This is a genomic window from Pseudomonas eucalypticola (assembly GCF_013374995.1).
GTDB lineage: Bacteria > Pseudomonadota > Gammaproteobacteria > Pseudomonadales > Pseudomonadaceae > Aquipseudomonas > Aquipseudomonas eucalypticola.
In genome coordinates this window covers 5,084,427-5,106,211 of record NZ_CP056030.1, presented here as the reverse complement: position 1 = coordinate 5,106,211, position 21,785 = coordinate 5,084,427, and the positions used below count along the sequence as shown (strand labels likewise).

At 56.8% G+C, this 21,785-nt stretch carries 17 protein-coding genes and 1 tRNA gene; 10 read left to right on the top strand and 8 right to left on the bottom strand.

Annotated elements, in window-relative coordinates; translation table 11 throughout:
- Window positions 1-95 precede the first annotated feature (95 nt).
- Complete coding sequence (locus HWQ56_RS22730; RefSeq protein WP_342366176.1) at window positions 96-839, top strand: UPF0149 family protein; 744 nt, start codon at window positions 96-98, stop codon at window positions 837-839.
- 114 nt (window positions 840-953) lie between these two features.
- Here the strand turns inward: HWQ56_RS22730 and HWQ56_RS22725 are convergent, their stop codons facing one another.
- Entirely contained in the window at window positions 954-1,553 is a 600-nt protein-coding gene (locus HWQ56_RS22725) for a DcrB/PsbP domain-containing protein (protein ID WP_176571840.1), read from the bottom strand.
- Between the two features lie 94 nt (window positions 1,554-1,647).
- The gene (locus HWQ56_RS22720; protein WP_176571839.1) at window positions 1,648-1,899 is read right to left on the bottom strand and encodes a hypothetical protein; all 252 of its coding nucleotides are present in this window, start codon (window positions 1,897-1,899) and stop codon (window positions 1,648-1,650) included.
- 122 nt (window positions 1,900-2,021) lie between these two features.
- Between HWQ56_RS22720 and HWQ56_RS22715 the strand changes: the two genes are divergently transcribed.
- Window positions 2,022-2,098 (top strand) — tRNA-Val (locus HWQ56_RS22715).
- Entirely contained in the window at window positions 2,059-2,877 is an 819-nt protein-coding gene (locus HWQ56_RS22710) for a UPF0149 family protein (RefSeq protein WP_209008729.1), read from the top strand. Before HWQ56_RS22715 ends, HWQ56_RS22710 begins: the two co-directional genes overlap by 40 nt.
- A gap of 556 nt (window positions 2,878-3,433) precedes the next feature.
- Here the strand turns inward: HWQ56_RS22710 and HWQ56_RS22705 are convergent.
- Window positions 3,434-3,922 carry a hypothetical protein gene (locus HWQ56_RS22705; protein ID WP_176571837.1) on the bottom strand — a complete coding sequence of 163 codons (489 nt, stop codon included), beginning with the start codon at window positions 3,920-3,922 and terminating at the stop codon, window positions 3,434-3,436.
- A gap of 419 nt (window positions 3,923-4,341) precedes the next feature.
- Between HWQ56_RS22705 and HWQ56_RS22700 the strand changes: the two genes are divergently transcribed.
- Together HWQ56_RS22700 and HWQ56_RS22695 are read left to right on the top strand one after the other, a co-directional pair.
- On the top strand, window positions 4,342-5,550 hold the full coding sequence (locus HWQ56_RS22700) for a hypothetical protein (protein WP_176571836.1): 1,209 nt from the start codon (window positions 4,342-4,344) through the stop codon (window positions 5,548-5,550).
- A 303-nt stretch (window positions 5,551-5,853) separates the two neighbouring features.
- Entirely contained in the window at window positions 5,854-6,996 is a 1,143-nt protein-coding gene (locus HWQ56_RS22695; protein ID WP_176571835.1) for a S8 family peptidase, read from the top strand.
- A 175-nt stretch (window positions 6,997-7,171) separates the two neighbouring features.
- Here HWQ56_RS22695 and HWQ56_RS22690 read toward each other — a convergent pair whose 3' ends face one another.
- Both HWQ56_RS22690 and HWQ56_RS22685 read right to left on the bottom strand, forming a co-directional pair.
- Window positions 7,172-8,080, bottom strand: a complete 909-nt coding sequence (locus HWQ56_RS22690; RefSeq protein WP_176571834.1) for a nucleotidyl transferase AbiEii/AbiGii toxin family protein — start codon at window positions 8,078-8,080, stop codon at window positions 7,172-7,174.
- Window positions 8,070-8,987 (bottom strand): type IV toxin-antitoxin system AbiEi family antitoxin domain-containing protein, encoded by a 918-nt coding sequence (locus tag HWQ56_RS22685; RefSeq protein WP_176571833.1) that lies wholly within the window; start codon window positions 8,985-8,987, stop codon window positions 8,070-8,072. Before HWQ56_RS22685 ends, HWQ56_RS22690 begins: the two co-directional genes overlap by 11 nt.
- 264 nt (window positions 8,988-9,251) lie before the next feature.
- On the opposite strand from HWQ56_RS22685, the gene HWQ56_RS22680 reads away from it, so the two are divergent.
- Together HWQ56_RS22680 and HWQ56_RS22675 are read left to right on the top strand one after the other, a co-directional pair.
- Window positions 9,252-10,802: an McrB family protein gene (locus HWQ56_RS22680; protein ID WP_176571832.1), complete on the top strand. Its 1,551-nt coding sequence runs from the start codon at window positions 9,252-9,254 to the stop codon at window positions 10,800-10,802.
- On the top strand, window positions 10,799-12,094 hold the full coding sequence (locus tag HWQ56_RS22675; RefSeq protein WP_176571831.1) for an McrC family protein: 1,296 nt from the start codon (window positions 10,799-10,801) through the stop codon (window positions 12,092-12,094). Before HWQ56_RS22680 ends, HWQ56_RS22675 begins: the two co-directional genes overlap by 4 nt.
- Window positions 12,095-12,154: 60 nt before the next feature.
- Here the strand turns inward: HWQ56_RS22675 and HWQ56_RS22670 are convergent, their stop codons facing one another.
- Window positions 12,155-12,745 carry a BRO-N domain-containing protein gene (locus HWQ56_RS22670; RefSeq protein WP_176571830.1) on the bottom strand — a complete coding sequence of 197 codons (591 nt, stop codon included), beginning with the start codon at window positions 12,743-12,745 and terminating at the stop codon, window positions 12,155-12,157.
- Between the two features lie 334 nt (window positions 12,746-13,079).
- On the opposite strand from HWQ56_RS22670, the gene HWQ56_RS22665 reads away from it, so the two are divergent.
- The 3 genes from HWQ56_RS22665 (at window position 13,080) to HWQ56_RS22655 (ending at window position 16,673) form a co-directional block, all read left to right on the top strand.
- Entirely contained in the window at window positions 13,080-14,888 is a 1,809-nt protein-coding gene (locus HWQ56_RS22665) for a cytidine/deoxycytidylate deaminase family protein (RefSeq protein WP_176571829.1), read from the top strand.
- 109 nt (window positions 14,889-14,997) lie between these two features.
- A complete protein-coding gene (locus HWQ56_RS29520) occupies window positions 14,998-15,561 on the top strand; it encodes a DUF4365 domain-containing protein (RefSeq protein WP_176571828.1) in 564 nt (187 codons plus the stop codon).
- A complete protein-coding gene (locus HWQ56_RS22655; RefSeq protein ID WP_176571827.1) occupies window positions 15,558-16,673 on the top strand; it encodes a hypothetical protein in 1,116 nt (371 codons plus the stop codon). The genes HWQ56_RS29520 and HWQ56_RS22655 overlap by 4 nt, the downstream gene beginning before the upstream one ends.
- A gap of 119 nt (window positions 16,674-16,792) precedes the next feature.
- Here the strand turns inward: HWQ56_RS22655 and HWQ56_RS22650 are convergent, their stop codons facing one another.
- Entirely contained in the window at window positions 16,793-18,040 is a 1,248-nt protein-coding gene (locus HWQ56_RS22650; RefSeq protein WP_158158622.1) for a ribonucleotide-diphosphate reductase subunit beta, read from the bottom strand.
- 683 nt (window positions 18,041-18,723) lie between these two features.
- Entirely contained in the window at window positions 18,724-21,603 is a 2,880-nt protein-coding gene (locus HWQ56_RS22645; protein ID WP_158158621.1) for a ribonucleoside-diphosphate reductase subunit alpha, read from the bottom strand.
- Window positions 21,604-21,785: the final 182 nt, after the last annotated feature.

Here is a 21,785-nt window from a genome sequence, read left to right as displayed (position 1 = left end):
CCTTGTACCCATATTGTGTGATGGCTTTATGACACCTCCTTGATTCAGCAAAATAAAATCCATCTTCGTGGGAGCTCGGCGCCCTAGCCGTCATAATGCCTACCCTCGCTGCTGCCATGGCCCTACATGGCACGGCAAATCGACTTACACTGTTAATCAACTCCCCACGGCCATATTCCATGACTACTCCAAGCGCAGCCCCCCTGACCGACGCCCAATGGGACTTCCTCGAGTCGAAGCTCGAGCAATACAAAAGCGAAACCTCGGTGTGGAACACCTCGGAACTGGATGGCTACCTGACCGCCCTGGTATCGGGGCCCAAGGTCATTGCCTTCGAAGAGTGGTTCGAAGCACTGTGGGGCGGCAGCGAATTCATGCCCGTCTGGGAAAACGCGCAGGAGGCGAAGCGCTTCATCGGCCTGGTCATCCAGCACATGAACGAAATCGCCGGCAAGCTCATGGAGAACGCCGAAGAGTTCTCGCCCATCTTCATGGAGGACGAGCACGAAGACGGCCATTTCACCCTGAGCGTCGAGGACTGGTGCTTTGGCTACGAGCGCGGCGTGGTCATGGGTGATGGCTGGGAGGGCCTGCCGGAGGAAGAGCAGGAACTGCTGGCCTGCATCCTGGTGCACACCTACGACGACGAGAGCGACGAAGAAGAGATCGACCCGGAAGAGGCTGCGGACATGGTCTGCATCGGTGCCTTGACCCTGCACGCCTACTGGTTGGCACAGCGCACGCCGAGCGAGCCTGTTCGAACGGCTGACAAGGTGGGCCGCAATGACCCATGCCCCTGCGGCAGCGGGAAGAAATTCAAGCAGTGCTGCCTGCATTGAGTCAGGCGCTGTAGAAGGGCGACAGGGGTAGCAGCGGTGTTGCAGGCGGTGTGCCCGATGCTGAGCGGCGTGGGTGACGCGGCCAGGTCCGCTGCTACCTTTTGAGGGCGCGCTTTATTGACCGGCCGCAATCCTCTTCACCACTGCGGCATGCCCCTTCTGGTCGTCCGCCCGGGAGATCACTTGCACGATGGTCATGCTGTTGCCTGAGCCGGCGATAAAGGTTGCCTGCAAGGTCGGCCCGCCGCCCTGGGTGGCGGTGCTGTCGAGTTCGCGCACGCCCAGGCCCTTGAGGGTGAATTCACGTTCGCCGGTTTTCTTGAAATCCGGCAGCCCGGCGCTTTGCTCCTTCACAAAACCTTGCACCGCTGCGTCGAGGAAGGCGGCGTCATAGTCGGTGACCGCCGCCTGGTTGGGCGTTGGCCCTTCGCTGGTCAGCACCACGCGCTTTTCCTTGGGGCTCTGGTACATCGTGCCCTTGGCACCGCCCGTGCCTTTCTGGTCGTCACCGGCATCCATGCTGCTGGCGCTGTAGCCGGCCGGCAGAGTGAAGCTGAGCTTGCCACCCAGCAAGGCGACCTTCGGCCCCTCAACAGCCGGCTTTTTCGCGGCGGCGGGGTGCTTGGTGGCGTGGCTGTGGGTTTGCGCCGAGGCCGGGGTGGCCAGCGCCAAGGCCGCGGCGATCAGCGCGGCGTGGGAAAACGTGCGAAACATCGAAAACTCCTGGCCAGCCGCGCCTCAACGGTCGGGCGCGGCGCGATGAGGCGCCAGCGTGGGCCAAGTGCAGCGGCCGCGCAAGTGCAGCGTGTCAGGGGCAGAGGTTTTCCTTGGCGCAGTCGGCGGCTTTGCGCACTGCGGCGCACCAGTCGTTGTCATTCTGCTGGTTGGCGGGCATCGCCGCGCAGTGGGCGCGTGCCTCCTGGACCTTCACGCTATCCAGTTGGTGGTCGGCGGTCATCAGGGTGCGGTAGTCCACCTTCGGGGCGTCGGGGGCGGGCGAGCAGGCGCATAGCGCAAAAAGGGCGGGGCAAAGGGTGAGTGATGCCTTTCTGATGTTCACGAGCGGGGGTCCCTGTTTCAGCTTCCAAGCCCACAGTGTAGTCGTGCACCGAAGCTGGGCACATTTTTGCGCACGTGCGTGTTGACAGCCACCGCCAAATCCGTAGAATGCCGCCCCACAGCAGGCACGTAGCTCAGTTGGTTAGAGCACCACCTTGACATGGTGGGGGTCGTTGGTTCGAGTCCAATCGCGCCTACCAAACAAAATCCGCTCTGCTGGGCGGTGAGAAAAGGGCGATCCGAAAGGGTCGCCCTTTTTTGTTGGCTTCCGTTTCACCCTGATACCCTAGAACGCGTCACCTACAGGACACCCGCCATGGCCTACACCATCAGCAACGACCCGTTGACCCCCGAGCAGTTTGATTTCATCCAGGCTCAACTGGATGCCTTCGCGTTCGAGTCCGGCGTGCGCACGGTGTCGGAAATGGACGGCTATTTCACTGCCGTGGTGTCCTATAAGGACGTGATCCCGTTCGACGCCTGGTACCTGTCGTTCTGGGGCGGTGGCGACCTGCCCAAGTGGAAGAGTGAAGCCAGCTACCAGCGCTTTTTCGACGCGTTGATCCAGCACCTGAATCAGGTGTCCATGTTGCTGGTGGACCACCCCGAGAACTACCACCCCATCTTCAATCAGAGCGAAGACGGCCAGGGCCTGGACTGCCTGGACTGGTGCGTGGGCTACCTGCGTGGTGCCACCACCCTGGTCAGTGGCTGGAGCCAGATGCCGGAAGCCCCCACTGCCGCGCTGAATTTCATCTTCAGCCAGCTGGATGCGGAACAAGACCCGAGCCAGCCGCCTGCCGACCTGCCGGAAGCGCTGGCCACCGCCGCCCGCGAGCTGCACGCCTACTGGGCCGAGCAGCGCACTGACGACGAGCCGGAGTCGCAGACCGTGCGTATCGAACAGAAAGTAGGCCGCAACGACCCCTGCCCATGCGGCAGCGGCAAGAAATACAAGCAGTGCTGCGGCCGCGGATAGCCAAAGGCTTACACGTCGTGCCTGCGATCTCCTCTGTTGCCTGCTTGGTCAGCGACGTAATCTAGCTACACAGGTGAAGCGCAGGAAGTGCTTCAGTCACGGATGACAGGCCAGCACGGACGCGCTCCGACAGGACGTTGGAAGGCCACAAAAGAACCCGCTTCGGCGGGTTTTTTATTGCCTGCGGCAAAGCTCTCCACGCCGCCGATTCACTGTTTACGCGTCCGATAGCCAAAGGCTTACACGTTGTACCCGCGATCTCCTCTGTTGCGGCCCGGGCTGACGCCGTAATCTAGCTACACAGGTGAAGCGCAGGAAGTGCTTCAGTCACGGAAGACAGGCCAGCACGGATGCGCTCCGACAGGACGTTGGAAGGCCACAAAAGAACCCGCTTCGGCGGGTTTTTTATGGCCTGGCGAAAACCGGGGTGGCGCCTATCCCTGTGGGACCGGGCGAAGCTCGGGAAGCGGACGCCGCCTAGGCAGCTGATGCTAGCCGGCGCCTACCTTCCCACCTCCGCCAGGTTCGACAAGCTTGAAGCGCCCGTGAGCCCCTATCAGTTAATCCGCCCAGGCGGCGTAGCCGGTACCTGCTGCCAAGGCACGGTGCAGGTCCGCACATTCGGGTAATAAGCCTGGCTGGTGCGGCAGTAGTACCAGTCCGAACTGGCCTGGGCTGGCGGCGGTGGCGCGGCCGAAGTCTGCACCGGCGCGGCTTGGTACACCGGGGCCGGCGGTGGGGCGTAGTAGTTGTACGCCGGGTAGTAATAGGTCGTCGCGGGGTAGGCCGGGTAGTAATAGGTGGTGCGCGGGTAATAGTAGGAATCGGACACCACCGCCGCGGTATACCCCAGCCCCAGGCCCAACCCCAGCCCCCACCAGCCGGCGCTACCCCAGCCGCCGCCATGCCACCCGCCACCGTGCCAGCCACCCCCTCCGCCGTGCCAGCCACCGTGCGGGCCAGCGGCGAACGCCGGCGACGCCAGCCCGGCAGCGGCGGCGAACACACCGATCAACACACTGCGTTTAAAGCCTTTGATGTTCATGATGCCTGCCAGATGTTGAGTCCTACGGCGGTTTGGTCGCGTGGCCGGTTGTGTACCCCTCCGCGTGGGAGTGGATACCCTGTACCCAGGGTTTCCGGTCGCCGTGGTGGCCGGAAAACACCCGCGCATCCTGCTTGAGTATAGCCCAAGCCATTGCGCAAGCCGGCTGGGGCAAGCAGGCCCCAGGGCCCTGGCATGCCAGCAAGGGCCTGTTTTTACAATACGCCTGTGCACCTGTACGCAACATGAAAACGTGTAGCGTCATCTTTACGTTCATCGGAGCGCTTGTGCATGAGCGCTGTGCGCGGAAACTTGGGAAACGTCATACATATGTACCGGAAAGGGACGGTATTTCCTCCTTGGGGATTGCTTTTACATGGGCGCCCGATCCGGATGAGAACACACTCAGGAAACCGCCCATGTCTACCGCATCCCCTCCCAGTGCCTTGCCTATCCACCCGCATCAGGTCATCTGGCTGCTGCTCGCGGTGGCCGGGCTGAGTTTTGTCGCCGGGCTGTTCCTGTCCCATGGCCTGGTACTCGACAGCCATTGGCCCAGCTACGCCGACATCCTCGCCAACCTGGATCGCCCCGGCGCCTGGCTGCGGTGGGGTATCGGCGACATCAGCGAATTCGCTTTCTACAAACACGAATTCGCCAGCCTCGGCTTGCTGGCTGGCGCGGGCCTGGCATGGTGGGCCAATGGCACCGGCAAACGCTGGCAGGGTTTCGCCATCGCCTATGGCAGCGGCCTGTGGCCCTGGCTGGTGACCAGCTCGCTCATCAGCCTGCTGTTGAGCAACCTGCTGTGGGGCTGGACCCTGGACGCCGACGGCTGGCAGCCCACGTTCGTTGCCTTCGTGTCTTTGCCCGCCGCGCTGGTGTTGGTGTTCGGCCCCGGCTGGAAGGTTGCCCTCAATGGTGCGGTGCTGGGCGCGTTGCTCGTCACACCTGCCAGCCTGCTGCTGGTCAATTTCGTTTGCCTGCGGTGGAATATTCCTGCGGTGGTGGGCGCTGTTTCGGGGATGGCCATGGCCAGTATCGTTGCCTTCGTGCTGTGCAAATGGTTTCCCATTCTGGTCACGCCCAGGCAGCCCGCCGAGGTTGCGCAGCCGCCGGCGCCCCAGGTCAGGTACGGGGTGGTATGGGGCCTGCGCCGGGTGCTCGCCGACTTCTCCGAAGCGCCGTTCTTCGGCAACGAATGGGCCAGCCTCGGCTTGCTGGCGGGCGTGCTCCTGGCCTGGTGGCTGAACCCCGACAGCCCGGTGTATGGCACCGGCCTGTTGCTGCCGATCATCGCCGGCCAGGCGCTCAGCTCGGCCATTGGTATCTACCTGTGGCGCGGCCACTGGATGGCCAAGGGCTGGTACCCCACCTACATCCCCATCGTGTCGGTGGTACCCGCGGCAGTCCTCACCCACGGCGGCAGCCCGCTGGTCGTGGCCCTCAGCGCAGTACTCGGCGCGCTGGTGGCGGCGCCCCTGGCCGATGGGCTGGCGCAGAAGCTGCCGGCGTGGGTACATCCGTTCGTGGCCAATGCGGTGTCGATGGCCGTGAGTACGCTGTTGATCGTGCCTTTCATAGGGTTGTTGATTGTGGCGAGTGCTTGCACTCGGGATTACCTCTGACTTTCTTGTTAAAGCCACAAGGACATTTTCAATGCCGCCCCGTCAGTCCCGCCCGAATTGCCGTGATTTAACGCGATTCTCGGGTTGGCGCTTCGGGTACGGTATGGACGCCACCGGTAATGGCGGGGCAACTGGATGCCCGAAAGGTGCGGATTCTGTTGTGGCTGCTGGAAGGGCGCTCACCCGCGCGGCACTGATTCCAGCCGGCCATTCTGGCTCTGAAGCAACCCTTTCCCTCTACCTTAGCTGCTCGGCGAAGCCTACGGTCCATGCGCGACTTTCGCTATTACAAGGACCGTAACCATGAAAGAGTACATCATCCTGCGCCGTGAAATCCCGACTGCCAGCCATGGCTTGGCTGGGGTCAGGGCCGTTGCAACTGATCCATCCCTCACCGTGGAACGGGTTCCGGCCCACGCGTTGGCCGAACTCGTGGCCGAGCCCGAGGTAGCCCTGGTGGCGCCAAAGATGCCAACCCGCCTGATCAAGCCCAAGGCGGCTAAAGCCGAGACCCGTGCTGAGCCCTGGGGGGTTGAAAGGGTTGCCGGACACAGCCGTTACACGGGCAACGGCGTTACTGTGGCCGTGCTCGACACGGGCATCGACGCCGAGCACCCAGCCTTCGCCGGCGTGGACCTGGTCGAGAAAGACTTCAGCGGTTCAGGTAACGGCGATGCTCTGGGCCATGGTACCCATTGCGCCGGGGTCATCTTCGGCCGTGGCCTGGCCACCCGCATCGGCGTCGCCCCCGGCATCAGCCGTGCGTTGATCGGCAAAGTACTGGACAACAAAGGTGGCGGCAGCTCGGAAATGATCTTCAACGGCATGCTGTGGGCATTGGAACAGCGTGCGCACATCTCCATGTCGTTGGGCTTCGACTTCCCCGGCATGGTCAAAAGCCGGACCAGCGAAGGCTGGCCGGTGCAGTTAGCCACTTCCGAAGCCTTGGAAACCTACCGCGGCAACCTGCGCATGTTCGACGCCATCATGGGCATGACCAAAGCCCGCGCCGCCTTCGGCACCAGCGCGTTGGTCGTCGCCGCAGCCGGCAACGAAAGCCGCCGCGGCGACGACCCCGAATACCGCCTCGCCGCCTCCCTGCCCGCCGCGGCGGACGACGTCATCTCCGTGGCCGCCGTGGGCCGCGCCAGCGGCGGCGGGCTGCGGGTAGCGGATTTTTCCAACACCATGGCCACCTTGTCGGCACCCGGCGTAGGCATCACCTCGGCACGCACGGGTGGCGGCCTCAAGACCATGAGCGGCAGCAGCATGGCCTGCCCGCATGTGGCCGGGGTGGCGGCATTGTGGTGGGAAGCGATCGGCGCCTCAGGCAAAAAAGCTACTGCCCGGAACGTGAGGGCACAGTTGATTGCCACGGCGAGAAGCGAGGGCATTTTGCAGTGGGACGAGGTGGATGTGGGGCAGGGGGTGGTGGTAGCGCCCTGAAGGGCAGTTATGCCGACCGCAGGGGGCGGCTTGCCAGCGAGCTGTTTATTTTCGATGCTCGCTGGTACGGGGCCGCAGATGTGCCAGTGCACAGGAAATCAAGGAGGTATACACGGGCAATGCCGTTTGACAGCTGCTTACTACGCTGGGTCCGTATTCTTTGCCGGCTCGGCATCTAGCTAAACGTTTGGAGGAGCGATTCCAGAGCCTGACTCTCGGCCGCGTATGCTTCAGACCTCATCCTATTGAGGTTGGCGACCTTGAACCCGACCGACGGTAAACCAGCCAGTCCATCAATGCCCAGAACTTCCCAATCCGGCTCTCGCCGCTGAACACTCATGATGAATTTTTTCTCTGCGTCACCCAATTTTGTCTGGATCATTTCGACCATTTCTATTCGCGTTTCCTCCAGGCGTTGCAAGCTAATAGGTTGCTCGACCATCCCGATAAACTGATTTTTATAGGTATCGGTAAGGTCTTTGAAGCGAGGGGCGAGAATCTCGCTCATGGGTGCGTTCGAGGAGCATAGATAGACAGCAAAAGCTTTCATCAGATGGTCGCTGACCAAGCCAGAGTCCATCATCAATCGCACATCGTAAAGGTCGCGAGGATGCTGACGGTCGAGGGCAGCAACCAGCTTACCGCCGTACACATCGTCGCTGCTGGCTACAAGCATCTCGGCATAACCGAAGGCATGCTCAACGTTGCCTTGAACTGGTAGGACCGTGGCAGGATAAACGATGCCCCGTATAACCGGATTCACCTCGATTTTCACTCGGGCGCCTTTGCCAAACACTGTACGCTTTAGGCCGTCATTTGGCGGCCTTTCTACCTTCATTACCCCCGCGATTTTCTGTATTCGGATCGCTATCGCAGACAACTCGTCGTCGATCATGGGTAAGGCTTTGGCGTATTCGAGCCCAGGAAGAAAATTCAGATCAATATCCACCGATAGGCGAGGCAGGTTCTGCAGGAATAGGTTGATCGCGGTGCCGCCCTTTAGAGCAAACACGTCGCAACCGCGGAAGGCATTCAATACCTGCACCAGTAGCCGGACTTGCGCTTTATAGGCCTCAGACGCCATCAGAAATCTCCCGCACTACCGTGATCTGATATTCGGTATCAAGTGCCCCGCCAGGGATGAGTTGCCGCTTCCCCTTGCCCAGGTCGATGCCGCTCATGTCCCGCTTGAGGGCGTGATACCAGCTAGCATCAAGCTGCTTACCCATCCAGAGAAATACACGCTTGGCTTTGACCGATTTGCAGCGAGCAAGCAGCATGCGAAGTAGCGTTGGGCGCAGCGACGGTACCCCCTCCATTACCTCATAGAAATGCCGCCAATCCGCCTCGGTATTCAATTGGCTTGCCCATTCGAGCAAGGCGCGCTCAGGTGTGGATGCAACTATCCAAGATCTATTTGAGTCTCGTCCAATGGCCTCGAAACCTCTCATTTGCAGGGTGTGGTCGAGTTCATCCGTGTCGAGGTTGAAGAGCTGTTGATCAGTCGGCATGCCGGCCGCATCCACGAATAGCTTACCGGCCGGTATTAGCCGCCAATCAACACTGTTCATTTGTGCAACCCATCGGGGTAGGGCTTTAGGGCCGGTCACCCAGATCTCGCGAAGAGGCTGGTTACTGTGGAAGTGCGCTAGGTTTCGGACTTCCAAAGCGCTATAACCAGCAACCGCAAGCGGGGTTGGTTCCGTCAGAAGTGAAGAAGAAAGTGCGATCTTCCAGGGCGCAATGGCGGTAGGTAATGCGCCTTCGTCTTTTTGCTTTTCCCCGAACAACCAGGACCTACCAGCTTGTGGCTTAGCGTACAGCGCCCGGCCAACGCGGCTTAGGTAGCCCGAGCGAACGTAGCCGGTGAGGTTATCATCCGTAAAGCCTTGTTGAAGCAGCCATTCCCTGGGAAGGACCAGATCGTCTGGCACCGCTTGGGCGAGCAAGCTCAGTTTATAAAATGCAGTTTTTGCGGGGTCCTGAGCCATGCTAATCGCCATATCCGTAAACCATGGGTTTACTAGAGTGGCATATTGCATGGCTGTGAGGCGAGGAATATTCAAGTCTTTAAACCTGCTGGAGGTATGGCGAGATGGCCTGCCTTATTCAAGCATCGATGCACTTGAGAAAAATCTCGTGTTCAGGTCAGTCGTTTCAGATTATCGAGGCAGGGGGCAGGCAGTTGGGGAGGGTTTACCAATGCTGGCAATCTGGCTAACGTGCTAGGAATTTTCCTACAAGGATGTTCCCCAATGGCTTCGCTCAACCAAATTTTCTTCGGCCCACCGGGCACCGGGAAAACCTATGCGACCATTGAGGCTGCGCTCGAAATTCTCGATCCTGCCTACCTCAAGACCCACGCCCAAAGCCGCGAAGCCCTCAAAAACCGGTTCGATGAATTTGCCGCCCAGGGCGACGTTCGCTTCGTCACTTTCCACCAAAGCTTCAGCTACGAAGACTTCGTGGAAGGGCTGCGCGCCGACAGCGACGAGACCGGACAGCTTCGTTACAGCGTGGTCCCAGGGGTATTCAAAACCCTCTGCCTACCACCCAGTGGCGCGTACCGATCCTTCAAGGTCGGTGATACCTATGGCACGGGCTATAAAATCATCTACGTCTCCAAAGACGTTGTGACGTTCGAAAAGCCAAAGGGAAACCATCTACAGATCGGCATGGAAATGCTGTGTTTTATGGCAGAGGCGGTACTTTCAAAGCAGGTAACGGTTAACGATTTTCGTGACCAGTCCTGGGACAAGAAACTATCGAATTCAACCCTCGATCCGTTCATCGTCAATGGCTACAAAAACGTACTGCCGGCGATGGTCGAACACATGATCGGCGGCGAAAGTGGCGGTCTCTTTGACCATGAACATTCGCCGAAGACAGATACCCCGAAGGTCCTAATCATCGACGAAATCAACCGCGGCAATGTCTCGCGGATCTTCGGCGAGCTTATCACCCTGATAGAACCCTCCAAGCGTGCCGGCGCGGACGAGGCGTTGGAAGTCACGCTGCCGTATTCCAAAGACCGCTTCAGTGTGCCGAACAACGTCTACCTCATTGGCACGATGAACACCGCCGACCGCTCCCTCGCGTCCATGGACATTGCACTGCGCCGCCGCTTCACCTTCATTGAAGTGCCGCCCAATCCCGAGTTGCTCGAAGGCGTAGTGGTGGAAGGGGTGGCTATCGACGAGTTGCTCGGCGTGATCAACGCCCGCATTGCGGCTCTGCTCGACCGTGACCATTGCTTGGGCCACGCCTATTTCATGCCGCTGAAAAAGAGCCCGACCTTGCCGACGCTGGCGGGGATCTTCCAGCAGCAAATCTTGCCATTGCTGCAGGAGTACTTCTTTGAGGATTGGCAGCGCATCCAATGGGTCCTCAATGATCAACGCAAGGACTTTGACTATCGCTTCGTGGTGCAGCCGACTCAGGACATCAATCACCTGTTTGGTGATGCAGTGGTCGTCGCCCAGAGCAATGACCGATGGGAGATCAATACACCGGCATTCGAGCGTATCGAATCGTACCTGGGCATCCTCGACCACACGCTCAAAGTGGCTGCGCCAGTCCAGTACGGTGCTCAGGAAGTGCAGTGGCAAGACCTGACCTTGCGGCAGTTGGCATCAGGCACCATCGAAATAGACCGCGATGGCCAGCCGGTCAAACCGGTACTCCCGTTACTGCGCGAGCTGGCGCAGAAGCATGACGTACCTACCCTGTGGTCATCGGGTGCTGCCTACAACACCCGCCATCTAGGGAGAAAGGTAATTAAGTTGTTGAGTGAGCAACAGGGGTGAGCATCACCCTGACGGTTCGGGAGTACGCGCGGCTGACCACCAGCCATGTCGCGCATCCCGACCTAGACATAGCCCAGGTCAGCCCAACCGTTTTTGATTGGCTCTGTGACCTTAACGCCTCGTTCAGTCAGGCAGGCGCAGCGCTGGTGCAAGTGCAGGATCGCCGCTGGCTCAAGCTGGATAACTACGTAGGAGCCCTGGAGAGCCCTTGCGGCACGCGTATCGAAATTTTGCCTAAGCATTTCGAGCAAGGCGACTGTATTCAGCAGAGTCGTACGCTGCTCCGGCGCATGATCCAGGCATCTCTAAATTTGCCCGCTCGCGAAGTAGGTGCAGCATCGTTGCAGCGCTTCGATGCCCCGTTGACAGAGTGGGTGATGGGCCGCTTCCTTGAGGCGCTGGATCACCTCGTCAAGCGCGGCATTCGGTTCGACTACCACCGTGTCGAAGAAGAACAGCCGTACCTGCGCGGCCAACTCAACACCGTCCGACAAATGCGCCAGGCGCCGAGCCGTCGCCATCAGTTCCAAATCAGTCACGACGTATTTCTGCCTGATCGTCCCGAGAATCGGCTACTTAAGGCAGCGCTGGGGATCGTCTGCAAGGCAACCCAAGATCCAAGCAACTGGCGCCTTGCTCATGAGCTTCGGTCGCTGTTCCACGATGTGCCCGTCAGCCGCGATATCGCACAGGATCTAAAGCAGTGGCAGCACGATCGCCTAATGGCGCACTACCAACCGGTGAAGCCGTGGGTTGAGTTGATTCTCCAGCAGCAGACACCTCTCGCGGTGGCGGGAGAGTGGCGAGGGATGAGCTTGCTGTTCCCGATGGAGCGGCTGTTTGAGAATTATGTCGCGGCTTGCCTGCGGGAGACGCTGGCATCAGGTGCAACCGTAAGCGCCCAGGTCAGCGGTGAGCATTTGTGCATTCATCGGGACAAGCAGGTATTTCAATTGAGGCCGGACTTGGTGGTTGAGCACAACGGGAAACGTTGGGTGATGGACACCAAATGGAAGCGTCTAGATAGCGAGATGAAAGGCAAACACTACGGACTAGGCCAAGCGGATTTTTATCAGATGTTCGCCTACGGGCATAAATACCTGGGCGGCGAGGGGGATTTGGTGTTGATCTACCCACGGCGGGCTCGGTTTCAGGATGCGCTGCCGGTGTTTGAGTACGCGCCCGGGATGAGGCTGTGGGTGGTGCCGTTTGATTTGGAGTTGGGACGGTTGGTATGCGGGGATGCGGTCTCGCTGCCGTTTTGTTCGTCGCATGTAGACGGAAGCGTTTGACTAGCGCTGGATTGGGTCCGGCATGGAGGCTGGGAGTCCTAACCTCCATGCTGGCTGGGGCTAGCGGTGAATCAACCTGGCAAGCACCCGCCGCCAACGTGATAGCGTTGGACTTGAGCCAGGCTGCGCGAGATGCGGATGCGTCAGGATCTCTGGAACGTCACGTAACCGAATCCAAGGTTCGTTTTGCCAGTGCAGCATGCTCAATGAAAGCTGTGCCCAGCGAAGAAGGCTGAGGCTTGGAACTTGAGCGTTGTGGTGGGCGTGCTCGTCGCGGATGACAGTGATGACTTCATTGGTGAGCCAGCGTCTGAGGCTACGGTTCTCGGGGATGAAATGGTGGACTAGAGTCATGTAGGCGGCTGACTCGTTGATCATCACTGTTTGCTGGACTTCGCCGTTATAGAGTAGCGGTAGGGTGCGGGTTTGGTCGGGGTCGAGCTTGCGCAGGGCGTGAGATTCGAGGTGCCGGCCAATGAGACGGCCTAGGTCGCGGGCTGAGAACCAGGCTTGGGATTCGAGCCAGAGGGTGTGGAGGGGGCGGTTGTGGCGGGTGAAGACTAGCGGAATGTGGCACGTATCTTCTGACTGCCTCCGTGGTTGATCTGGGGGCCTTCGGTCAGAAACGGTTTCACTGGTTGGCATGTCCATCTACCTCTACTTGATAGCTTTCTTAGGGCTAGGTGTCGGGGGTTAAGAAACCTCAAGTAGAAGGCCGGACGTATTTCCCTTGCGGGTCTTGTATTAGTCCACTCCCGACGTAGCAGAGCTTTTGAGACGTGCAGCCGGGGGCCGCAGGCACAAAATACCGCATTTTCGGGAGCGGGGTGGCCGCTACTTGAGGCGTTTCTTAGGCGCGGCAATACCATAAGCCGAAATGGGCCAATACATCAACACCTCCTTCGAAGGAAGAGCCGCGAGATGGTTTTTTTTTGTAATTGAATGTGCCATATTCTGCTTGTGCAGTCTTTTTAGGAAAATATCCATGGAAGAAACATTTCAGGCTGTCAATGGGATTTACAATGAAACAAAAAATTTTTTAATCATCGGATTGACGGGTCGAACTGGTTCCGGATGTACAACTGCTGCAAGCAAATTAAGCGAAAATTCATTCGCGATTCCCGAGTCCTATGAGGGGCTAACAATTAATGAGCAGAAAAAACATCGAATCATTAAGCGTTATCTGGATGGTGAGCAGTGGGTGCCATTTTATAGGATAGAAGCGCGAGCTATAATTACATATCATTTGTGTCTACTCGATGAATCCAGTCTCAATAGGTTTGCATTGAATGCAGCTGCTCAAGAAATGTCGAAGGCTGCCTTTGAGGAGTTTGCAGAGACTTTGCGGCCATTGCGCGCCGATGTTCGCGATATTGAGAATCTGAGGATTGCTGGTGATCTGGGAGATATAGGTGAAGTTGGCAGGCTGTATTTTGAGAGGCTTCCGCGACTAACCGAAGAGTTAAAACATCTGCTAGGAGGGGCAAGATTTACCGCGTTTTATCAGGCAGCAGGTGATAATATTCGGGCGTCAGGCACTGCGGATGTATCAGATTTTAATCCCCTAAAAATCTTTAACTTTTCCAAGCATATTAATTATATTATTAAGGTGGCGAACAAGCTTTCAAGAGAGAAGGGTTTAGCTTGTCGTATCGTCATTGACGCTATTAGAAATCCGTACGAGGCGTTTTATCTCAAGCGGCGATACGCGAATTTTTATTTGATGTCTATAAATACGTCTGAGGCTCAACGTGTAAAAAGTCTAAGGGAGGTGCGGAAATTTGAGCTTTCGGATATTGAGCGTCTAGACAATAAAGAATACCCCCATAAGCTTACGGGAGGCGGGAAATTCATTGCGCAAAATATTCAGGAGTGCATAGAGAATTCAGATATACATATCCATAACTCAAAGATTAATCCATTTGTCAATAATGATTTGGTTGGTCAGTTGGCTTGGTATCTTGCTTTGATGATGCACCCTGGGTTAGTGATGCCGACTTCAATTGAAAACTGTATGCAAATTGCTTATACTGCGAAAAAAAGTTCAGGTTGTATTTCAAGACAAGTTGGAGCGGTCGTTACTGATAGTGGATACAGCATTAAATCAGTGGGTTGGAATAGCACTCCGCAAGGACAAACTCCTTGCTTGCTGCGAAATGCCGAGGATTTGTTAAGAGGGGCAAATGAAAGCGATTATAGCGACTATGAAAGGAATGATCATAAGTTCAGAAAAGCTTTGAGTGATAAATACTCGCAAGTAATATTTAAAAGTGGATCGAGTAATCGAAATCTCTCTTTTTGTTTTAAGGGGGTGCAGAACGAAATTGAGGGGGAGAAGAACCAGGTACACACACGCGCTCTTCATGCAGAAGAAAACGCATTTCTCCAAATCGCTAAGTACGGAGGGCAGCATCTCGCAGGTGGAGTTTTGTTCACTACGGCCAGCCCGTGCGAACTCTGTGCAAAAAAAGCCTACCAGCTAGGTATATCTAAGATTGTTTATATAGACCCCTATCCTGGGATCGCGACCGAACATATACTTTCCGTGGGAGCGCAAAAACCGATCCTCGAGCTTTTTCGAGGCGCAGTGGGGCGCGCATTTTATCAGCTATATCAGCCACTCATGCCTTATAAAGACGAATTGGAGCTCATGTTTGACCTGCCAAAATTCTCTGATCCTTTAAAGCCCAGTCGTGAAATTTTAAAAGCAGAGAATGTAGAACTAGCACGGAAAAACAAAGATTTGGAATTGAAGATAGAAGAGTTGGAGCGAATACTCAAAACAAGACCATAAACTTTTGGCGAATTTGGTTTTTTAGGGTTTTATTTATAGATTTTCGCGGTTTTGTACATGGGTGTTAGGGCTGTGCGGAAAATTTAGCGTGGGAGTCTAGGGAATATTTATGAGTTGCGCTTTGGGAAAGGTGGGAAGAGGCGTTGGGGGTACTGCTATTGCTCACTCCAAGGAGTTGTTGAGCCTGGCGTATGTTCAGACATTATGCGCTGCATCTGGTTTTAATTATAATGAGCCCCAGCTTGATAATGATGGGGTAGACATAACGATAAGGGGGAAGAATTTTCCCGGTAAATATTCGTCTCCTAAAATTGAATTGCAGCTAAAATGCACTGATATTCATTCTTATATAGATATGAAGACTGATGAGTTGGTCTATCCTCTGAAAGTTGAAAATTACAATATATTGGTGAGTCCGAGCCCCCTTCCTACATTTCTAGCTGTTCATTTTGCACCGGAGGAATCCAGCAGTTGGGTGCAGCATTCTAGGTTCGGAGTAACGCTAAGATATGGAACTTTTTGGATGAGTCTACGAGGCCTATCTTCCAGTTCCAATTCCGCGTCGGTGTCTGTTCGGATACCGCTTTCTCAACGACTAGACGCGGCGTCACTATTATGGATGATGGAAGGCGCTAGCAAAGGCCTCGAATTTTTCAATGGAATGAAACCGTGAAGTCAACTAATTACAAAGTGTATGTTGCTCTAGTAAGATATCTGGAGACCCGTGCTTGGAGTTTAGTCCAATGCGCAGAAGGTAGGTATTCGATCCACGAGATAGTCCATGGGGAACGCCACTCCATAGTGCTACCTGACGAATCTTTGGTCGATCATAAGCAGTCTGGAGGGATGTTGCTCGAAGCGATAGAGGTTATTGCTGAAATTGAGGATACACATCCCGAAATTATGAAGCAGTTGCTTATTAATAGTGATTACGACCATTTTTCGTTAAGAGAGTTTGGCGGTGAGGTGGGAGATGGAACCATATCGCTTTCATCGGGCTTGTCGGTAGTATCTAGTATTTATGATATGTTTAAATACTCCGCAAGCGCCGCTATTAGCATTAAAGGTAAAAGGAAAGTGGTTGCTGCGTACCTGGCTGGCCTGCGCTTAACTACACCGGTCGCCGGGAGTTTTATTTTTAATTTTGATGCTTTTTTGTATCGTTCTGAAGATTCTAATGGCTTATTGCAAGGGCAAAAGGTTAGTTCGATAGGACGGCTTTTCAATGCGTCGTTTGCCACTAGATTGCAGAAAGTTAGAGGGGTTGTAACCTCTGGTCAGGAAGATTTCAAAGCTGAGCTATTAAGGTCGGGTATTACAAGTAAATACTTCATGGACCTGAGTGGAGTTTTTGCACCGGAAGCCACTAATATTGAGTTTAACTTTAATTGGTCTTTCGCTGAGCTGTCTTCCAGAGAGTTACCGAAAACGGTTGGATTTTTTGAGTCGGATAAACATGTTTTTCAAGAGTACGCTAAATGTTTGATAAGTTCAGCGAGTATTAGATTGGAGCGACTTTCAGCATATGTCGAAGCATGTAGTAGGAAAGAAGGTGACGTGGATGGACGTGCTCACATAAGGTTTTCGTATGATGGAAAGATTTTTTCAGTGTCGATCTTGGTAGGTCCCGAGCAATACCGTTTGTTAAATGAAAGTCATGTGGCAGAGCGTAAAATTTTTATTAGTGGAGATCTATATTATTCAGAAGGGTCTCGTACCAAAATCGAAGCATTTCATGTGACGCAAATTGTTTTTTTAGATAAAAAAACAATGCTGCTGATTTAGACTGCGAAAATATTAGCTACCCACAGGTTTGGCAAGAGCAATGGAAAGACAGGATAAACCTTCGCTTGCAGCAACGTTATGGCTACTGCAAGTGAGGTTCGCCTGCCATTGCTAAAGGGTCAATCCCAGCTCAACGCCCCACCCGTCTGATACTCAATAACCCGAGTCTCAAAGAAGTTCTTCTCCTTCTTCAAGTCCATGATCTCGCTCATCCAAGGGAACGGGTTGGTAGTCCCTGGGTACTCTTCCTTCAGACCAATCTGCGACAGGCGACGGTTAGCGATGAACTTGAGGTAGTCCTCCATCATCGCCGCGTTCATGCCCAGTACGCCGCGAGGCATGGTATCCCGAGCGTATTCGATCTCCAGCTGAGTGCCCTGCAGAATCATCTGCGAAGCCTCTTCCTTCAGTTCAGCATCCCACAAGTGCGGGTTTTCGATCTTGATCTGGTTGATCACGTCGATACCGAAGTTCAGGTGCATGGACTCGTCGCGCAGGATGTACTGGAACTGCTCGGCGACGCCGGTCATTTTGTTGCGGCGGCCCATGGAGAGGATCTGGGTGAAGCCGCAGTAGAAGAAGATGCCTTCCAGTACGCAGTAGTAGGCGATCAGGTTGCGCAGCAGTTCTTTGTCGGTTTCCGGGGTGCCGGTGTTGAATTCCGGGTCGGAGATGGCACGGGTGTATTTCAGGCCCCAGGCTGCCTTTTTGGCGACCGATGGGATCTCGTGGTACATGTTGAAGATTTCACCCTCGTCCATGCCCAGCGATTCGATGCAGTACTGGTAGGCGTGGGTGTGGATCGCCTCTTCGAAGGCCTGGCGCAGGATGTACTGGCGGCACTCCGGGTTGGTGATCAGGCGGTACACGGCCAGGGCCAGGTTGTTGGCGACCAGGGAGTCGGCGGTGCTGAAGAAGCCCAGGTTGCGCATGACGATGCGGCGCTCGTCGTCGGTCAGGCCTTCCGGGTTACGCCAGGTGGCGATGTCGGCGGTCATGTTGACTTCTTGCGGCATCCAGTGGTTTGCGCAGCCGTCCAGGTACTTTTGCCAGGCCCAGTCGTACTTGAAAGGCACGAGTTGGTTGAGGTCGGCGCGGCAGTTGATCATGCGCTTTTCGTCAACGGCAACGCGGGCAGCGGAGCCTTCGAGCTCGGCCAGGCCTTCGGCGACGTCGAGTTTGTCGAGGGCGGCCTTGGCGCGGGCTACGGCGGCGGAGTCGTTGGAGCTCACGGCGCGGGCTTCCTTGGCAGCACCGGCACCGGCGCTGTCGAGTTTGTCCATGGCGGCTTCAGCGGCGTGGCCGGCGTTGGCGCCTTTGGCGGGTTGCTCGCCTTCTTCTTTGTCGAATTCGTCCCAGCTCAGCATGGTGATGAGGCTCCTGCTCGAGGGTCGCCCGCGGGCGACCGGATGGATTTTAAGATGAGGTTGCCATTGGCCGTTTAGCGCACGAAGGCTGGACGGACGGCATTTGTAATGTATTCGGATTGCCCGGTTGCTACGTTTCGTGGCGACCGCTGCGGATGATCGAAATCAGCAGTGACGCTTGCGGTGAATGGCGGGGTTGAGGCCGAAATCAGGTACGCAAGTCATCATGGTGTTTGCCCTGTGTTGGGGGACGCGATTATACGGAATATTGCAGCGTCCGTGTTCATCGTAGCGCAATCAATTCGCTATTTAGGGTAGGGCTTTTCGTGAGCCCTTGGTTTGCAAGCGGTTTTGACCAGATACGGAGGGTAATCGCGTATGTGGTGTTTTATTTCGATTTCAGGCACTAAATATAGTGTTTTGGGGCGGAGTGTGCAAGGCGGTTTTCGGGATGTTTCGGGGGTGTGTGGCTACGTGTCACGGTTGGTTGGAGTAGGACAGGGGTGGCCTATTCCCGAGCTTCGCCCGGTCCCACAGGGGCGTTAGGATGGCCCGCTGGTCGCCGGAAACTACAGAGAAGTGTTGCATTTGGTAGGGCATAAAAAAACCAACCACCACCGCAAGGTGAGGTTGGTTTTTTCAAGGCTGGCGGGCTGCCTGGTGTCAGGCAGCTCGCTCAAACCTTATTGGCAAGCTTCGCAATCCGGCTCGTCAATGGCGCAAGCCTTCGGTACTGGCGCTGGGCCGGCTGCCTGCACCGGGGCGCTGTCGCCACCGCTCGACACGGCGTTGAGTTTGCCGGTGTTGATGGTCGACTTCTCGGTGCTGGTGGCGGCCAGGGCACGGAGGTAGTAGGTGGTTTTCAGGCCACGGTACCAGGCCATGCGGTAGGTCACGTCCAGTTTCTTGCCCGAGGCGCCGGCGATGTACAGGTTCAGCGACTGAGCCTGGTCGATCCACTTCTGGCGACGGCTGGCGGCGTCGACGATCCACTTGGTTTCCACTTCGAAGGCAGTCGCGTAGAGGTCTTTAAGCTCTTGCGGGATGCGCTCGATCTGCTGCACGGAACCGTCGTAGTACTTCAGATCGTTGATCATGACCGCGTCCCACAGGCCACGGGCCTTCAGGTCGCGTACCAGGTACGGGTTGATAACGGTGAATTCGCCCGACAGGTTCGATTTCACGTACAGGTTCTGGTAGGTCGGTTCGATCGACTGCGACACGCCTGTGATGTTGGCGATGGTGGCGGTCGGTGCGATGGCCATGATGTTCGAGTTGCGGATACCTTTCTGAACGCGGGCACGGACCGGGGCCCAGTCCAGGGTTTCGTTCAGGTCGACGTCGATGTACTTCTGGCCACGGGCTTCGATCAGGATCTGTTGCGAGTCCAGTGGCAGGATGCCCTTGGACCACAGCGAACCCTGGAACGTCTCGTAGGCGCCGCGCTCATCGGCCAGGTCGCAGGAGGCCTGGATGGCGAAGTAGCTGACCGCTTCCATCGACTTGTCGGCGAACTCGACGGCAGCGTCGGAACCGTAAGGGATGTGCTGCAGGTACAGCGCGTCCTGGAAGCCCATGATGCCCAGGCCGACCGGACGGTGGCGGAAGTTGGAGTTCTTGGCCTGTGGCACCGAGTAGTAGTTGATGTCGATCACGTTATCGAGCATGCGTACGGCGGTGTTGACAGTGCGCTCCAGCTTGGCAGTGTCCAGCTTGCCACCCACGATGTGGTTCGGCAGGTTGATCGAGCCCAGGTTGCAGACGGCGATCTCGTCCTTGTTGGTGTTCAAGGTGATCTCGGTGCACAGGTTCGAGCTGTGGACCACGCCCACGTGCTGCTGTGGCGAACGCAGGTTGCACGGGTCTTTGAAGGTCAACCATGGGTGGCCGGTTTCGAACAGCATCGACAGCATCTTGCGCCACAGGTCTTTGGCCTGGATGGTCTTGAATACCTTGATCTTGTTGTATTCGGTCAGGGCTTCGTAGTACTCGTAGCGCTCTTCGAAGGCCTTGCCGGTCAGGTCGTGCAGGTCTGGCACTTCGTTTGGCGAGAACAGGGTCCACTTGCCGTCATCGAAGACGCGCTTCATGAACAGGTCAGGGATCCAGTTGGCAGTGTTCATGTCGTGGGTACGACGACGGTCATCACCGGTGTTCTTGCGCAGTTCGATGAACTCTTCGATGTCCAGGTGCCAGGTTTCCAGGTAGGCACACACAGCGCCCTTGCGCTTGCCACCCTGGTTCACGGCCACGGCGGTGTCGTTGACCACTTTCAGGAACGGCACGACGCCTTGCGACTTGCCGTTGGTGCCCTTGATGTACGAACCCAGCGCACGAACCGGGGTCCAGTCGTTGCCCAGGCCGCCTGCGAATTTGGACAGCATGGCGTTGTCGTGGATGGCGTGGTAGATGCCCGACAGGTCATCCGGCACGGTGGTCAGGTAGCAGCTGGACAGTTGCGGGCGCAGGGTGCCGGCGTTGAACAGGGTCGGGGTCGAGGCCATGTAGTCGAAGGACGACAGCAGGTTGTAGAACTCGATCGCGCGCTCTTCACGGTTTTTCTCTTCGATAGCCAGGCCCATGGCCACGCGCATGAAGAAGATCTGCGGCAGTTCGAAACGCACGCCATCCTTGTGGATGAAGTAGCGGTCGTACAGGGTTTGCAGGCCCAGGTAAGTGAACTGCTGGTCGCGCTCGTGGTTGATCGCCTTGCCCAGTTTTTCCAGGTCGAATTCGGCCAGAACCGGGTTCAGCAGTTCGAATTCGATACCTTTGGCCACGTAGGCCGGCAGCGCTTTGGCGTACAGGTCGGCCATTTCGTGGTGGGTGGCGCTCTCGGCCACTTCCAGGAAGCCCAGGCCTTCGGCGCGCAGGGTGTCCATCAGCAGGCGGGCCGTCACGAACGAGTAGTTCGGCTCGCGCTCTACCAGAGTACGGGCGGTCATCACCAGCGCGGTGTTGACGTCTTTCAGGGCCACGCCGTCGTACAGGTTCTTCAGGGTTTCACGCTGGATCAGGTCGCCGTCGACTTCTTCCAGGCCTTCGCAGGCTTCGGTGATGATGGTGTTCAGGCGGCCCATGTCCAGCGGCGCCAGGTTGCCGTCGGCCAGGGTGATGCGGATGCTTGGGTGGGCATCGACCGGTGCTTCGGCGGTGGTGCGCACGGCGCGTTCCTTGGAACGGGCGTCGCGGTAGATGACGTAGTCGCGGGCCACTTTCTGCTCGCCGGCACGCATCAGGGCCAGTTCTACCTGGTCCTGGATTTCTTCAATGTGGATGGTGCCGCCCGAGGGCATGCGACGCTTGAAGGTCGCGGTGACCTGTTCGGTCAGGCGTGCCACGGTGTCGTGGATGCGCGACGAAGCGGCAGCGGTGCCGCCTTCAACTGCGAGGAACGCTTTGGTGATGGCGACGGTGATCTTGTCGTCGGTGTAAGGCACGACGGTTCCGTTGCGCTTGATCACGCGCAGCTGGCCTGGCGCGGTGGCGTTCAGATCCTGGCTGGATGCTGGTGCCTGGGGCGCCTGGCCTTGCGGGTTCTCGCGAGTTGTGTCGGTCTGCATCGGTTTCTCCATGAGGGAAAGTCGTCACTCGCAAACGGAAAAATCCAGCAATCGACCGTGGGCCGTGCTGGATCCGTTCGGGAGTGTTAAAGAGCAAAAATGTTCGGTTTTCGGCAAAAAAAAAGTGGCAAAACAGGCTTGAGATTAGCGTAATAAATGTGGTTGGCAAGCACGTCAAAACC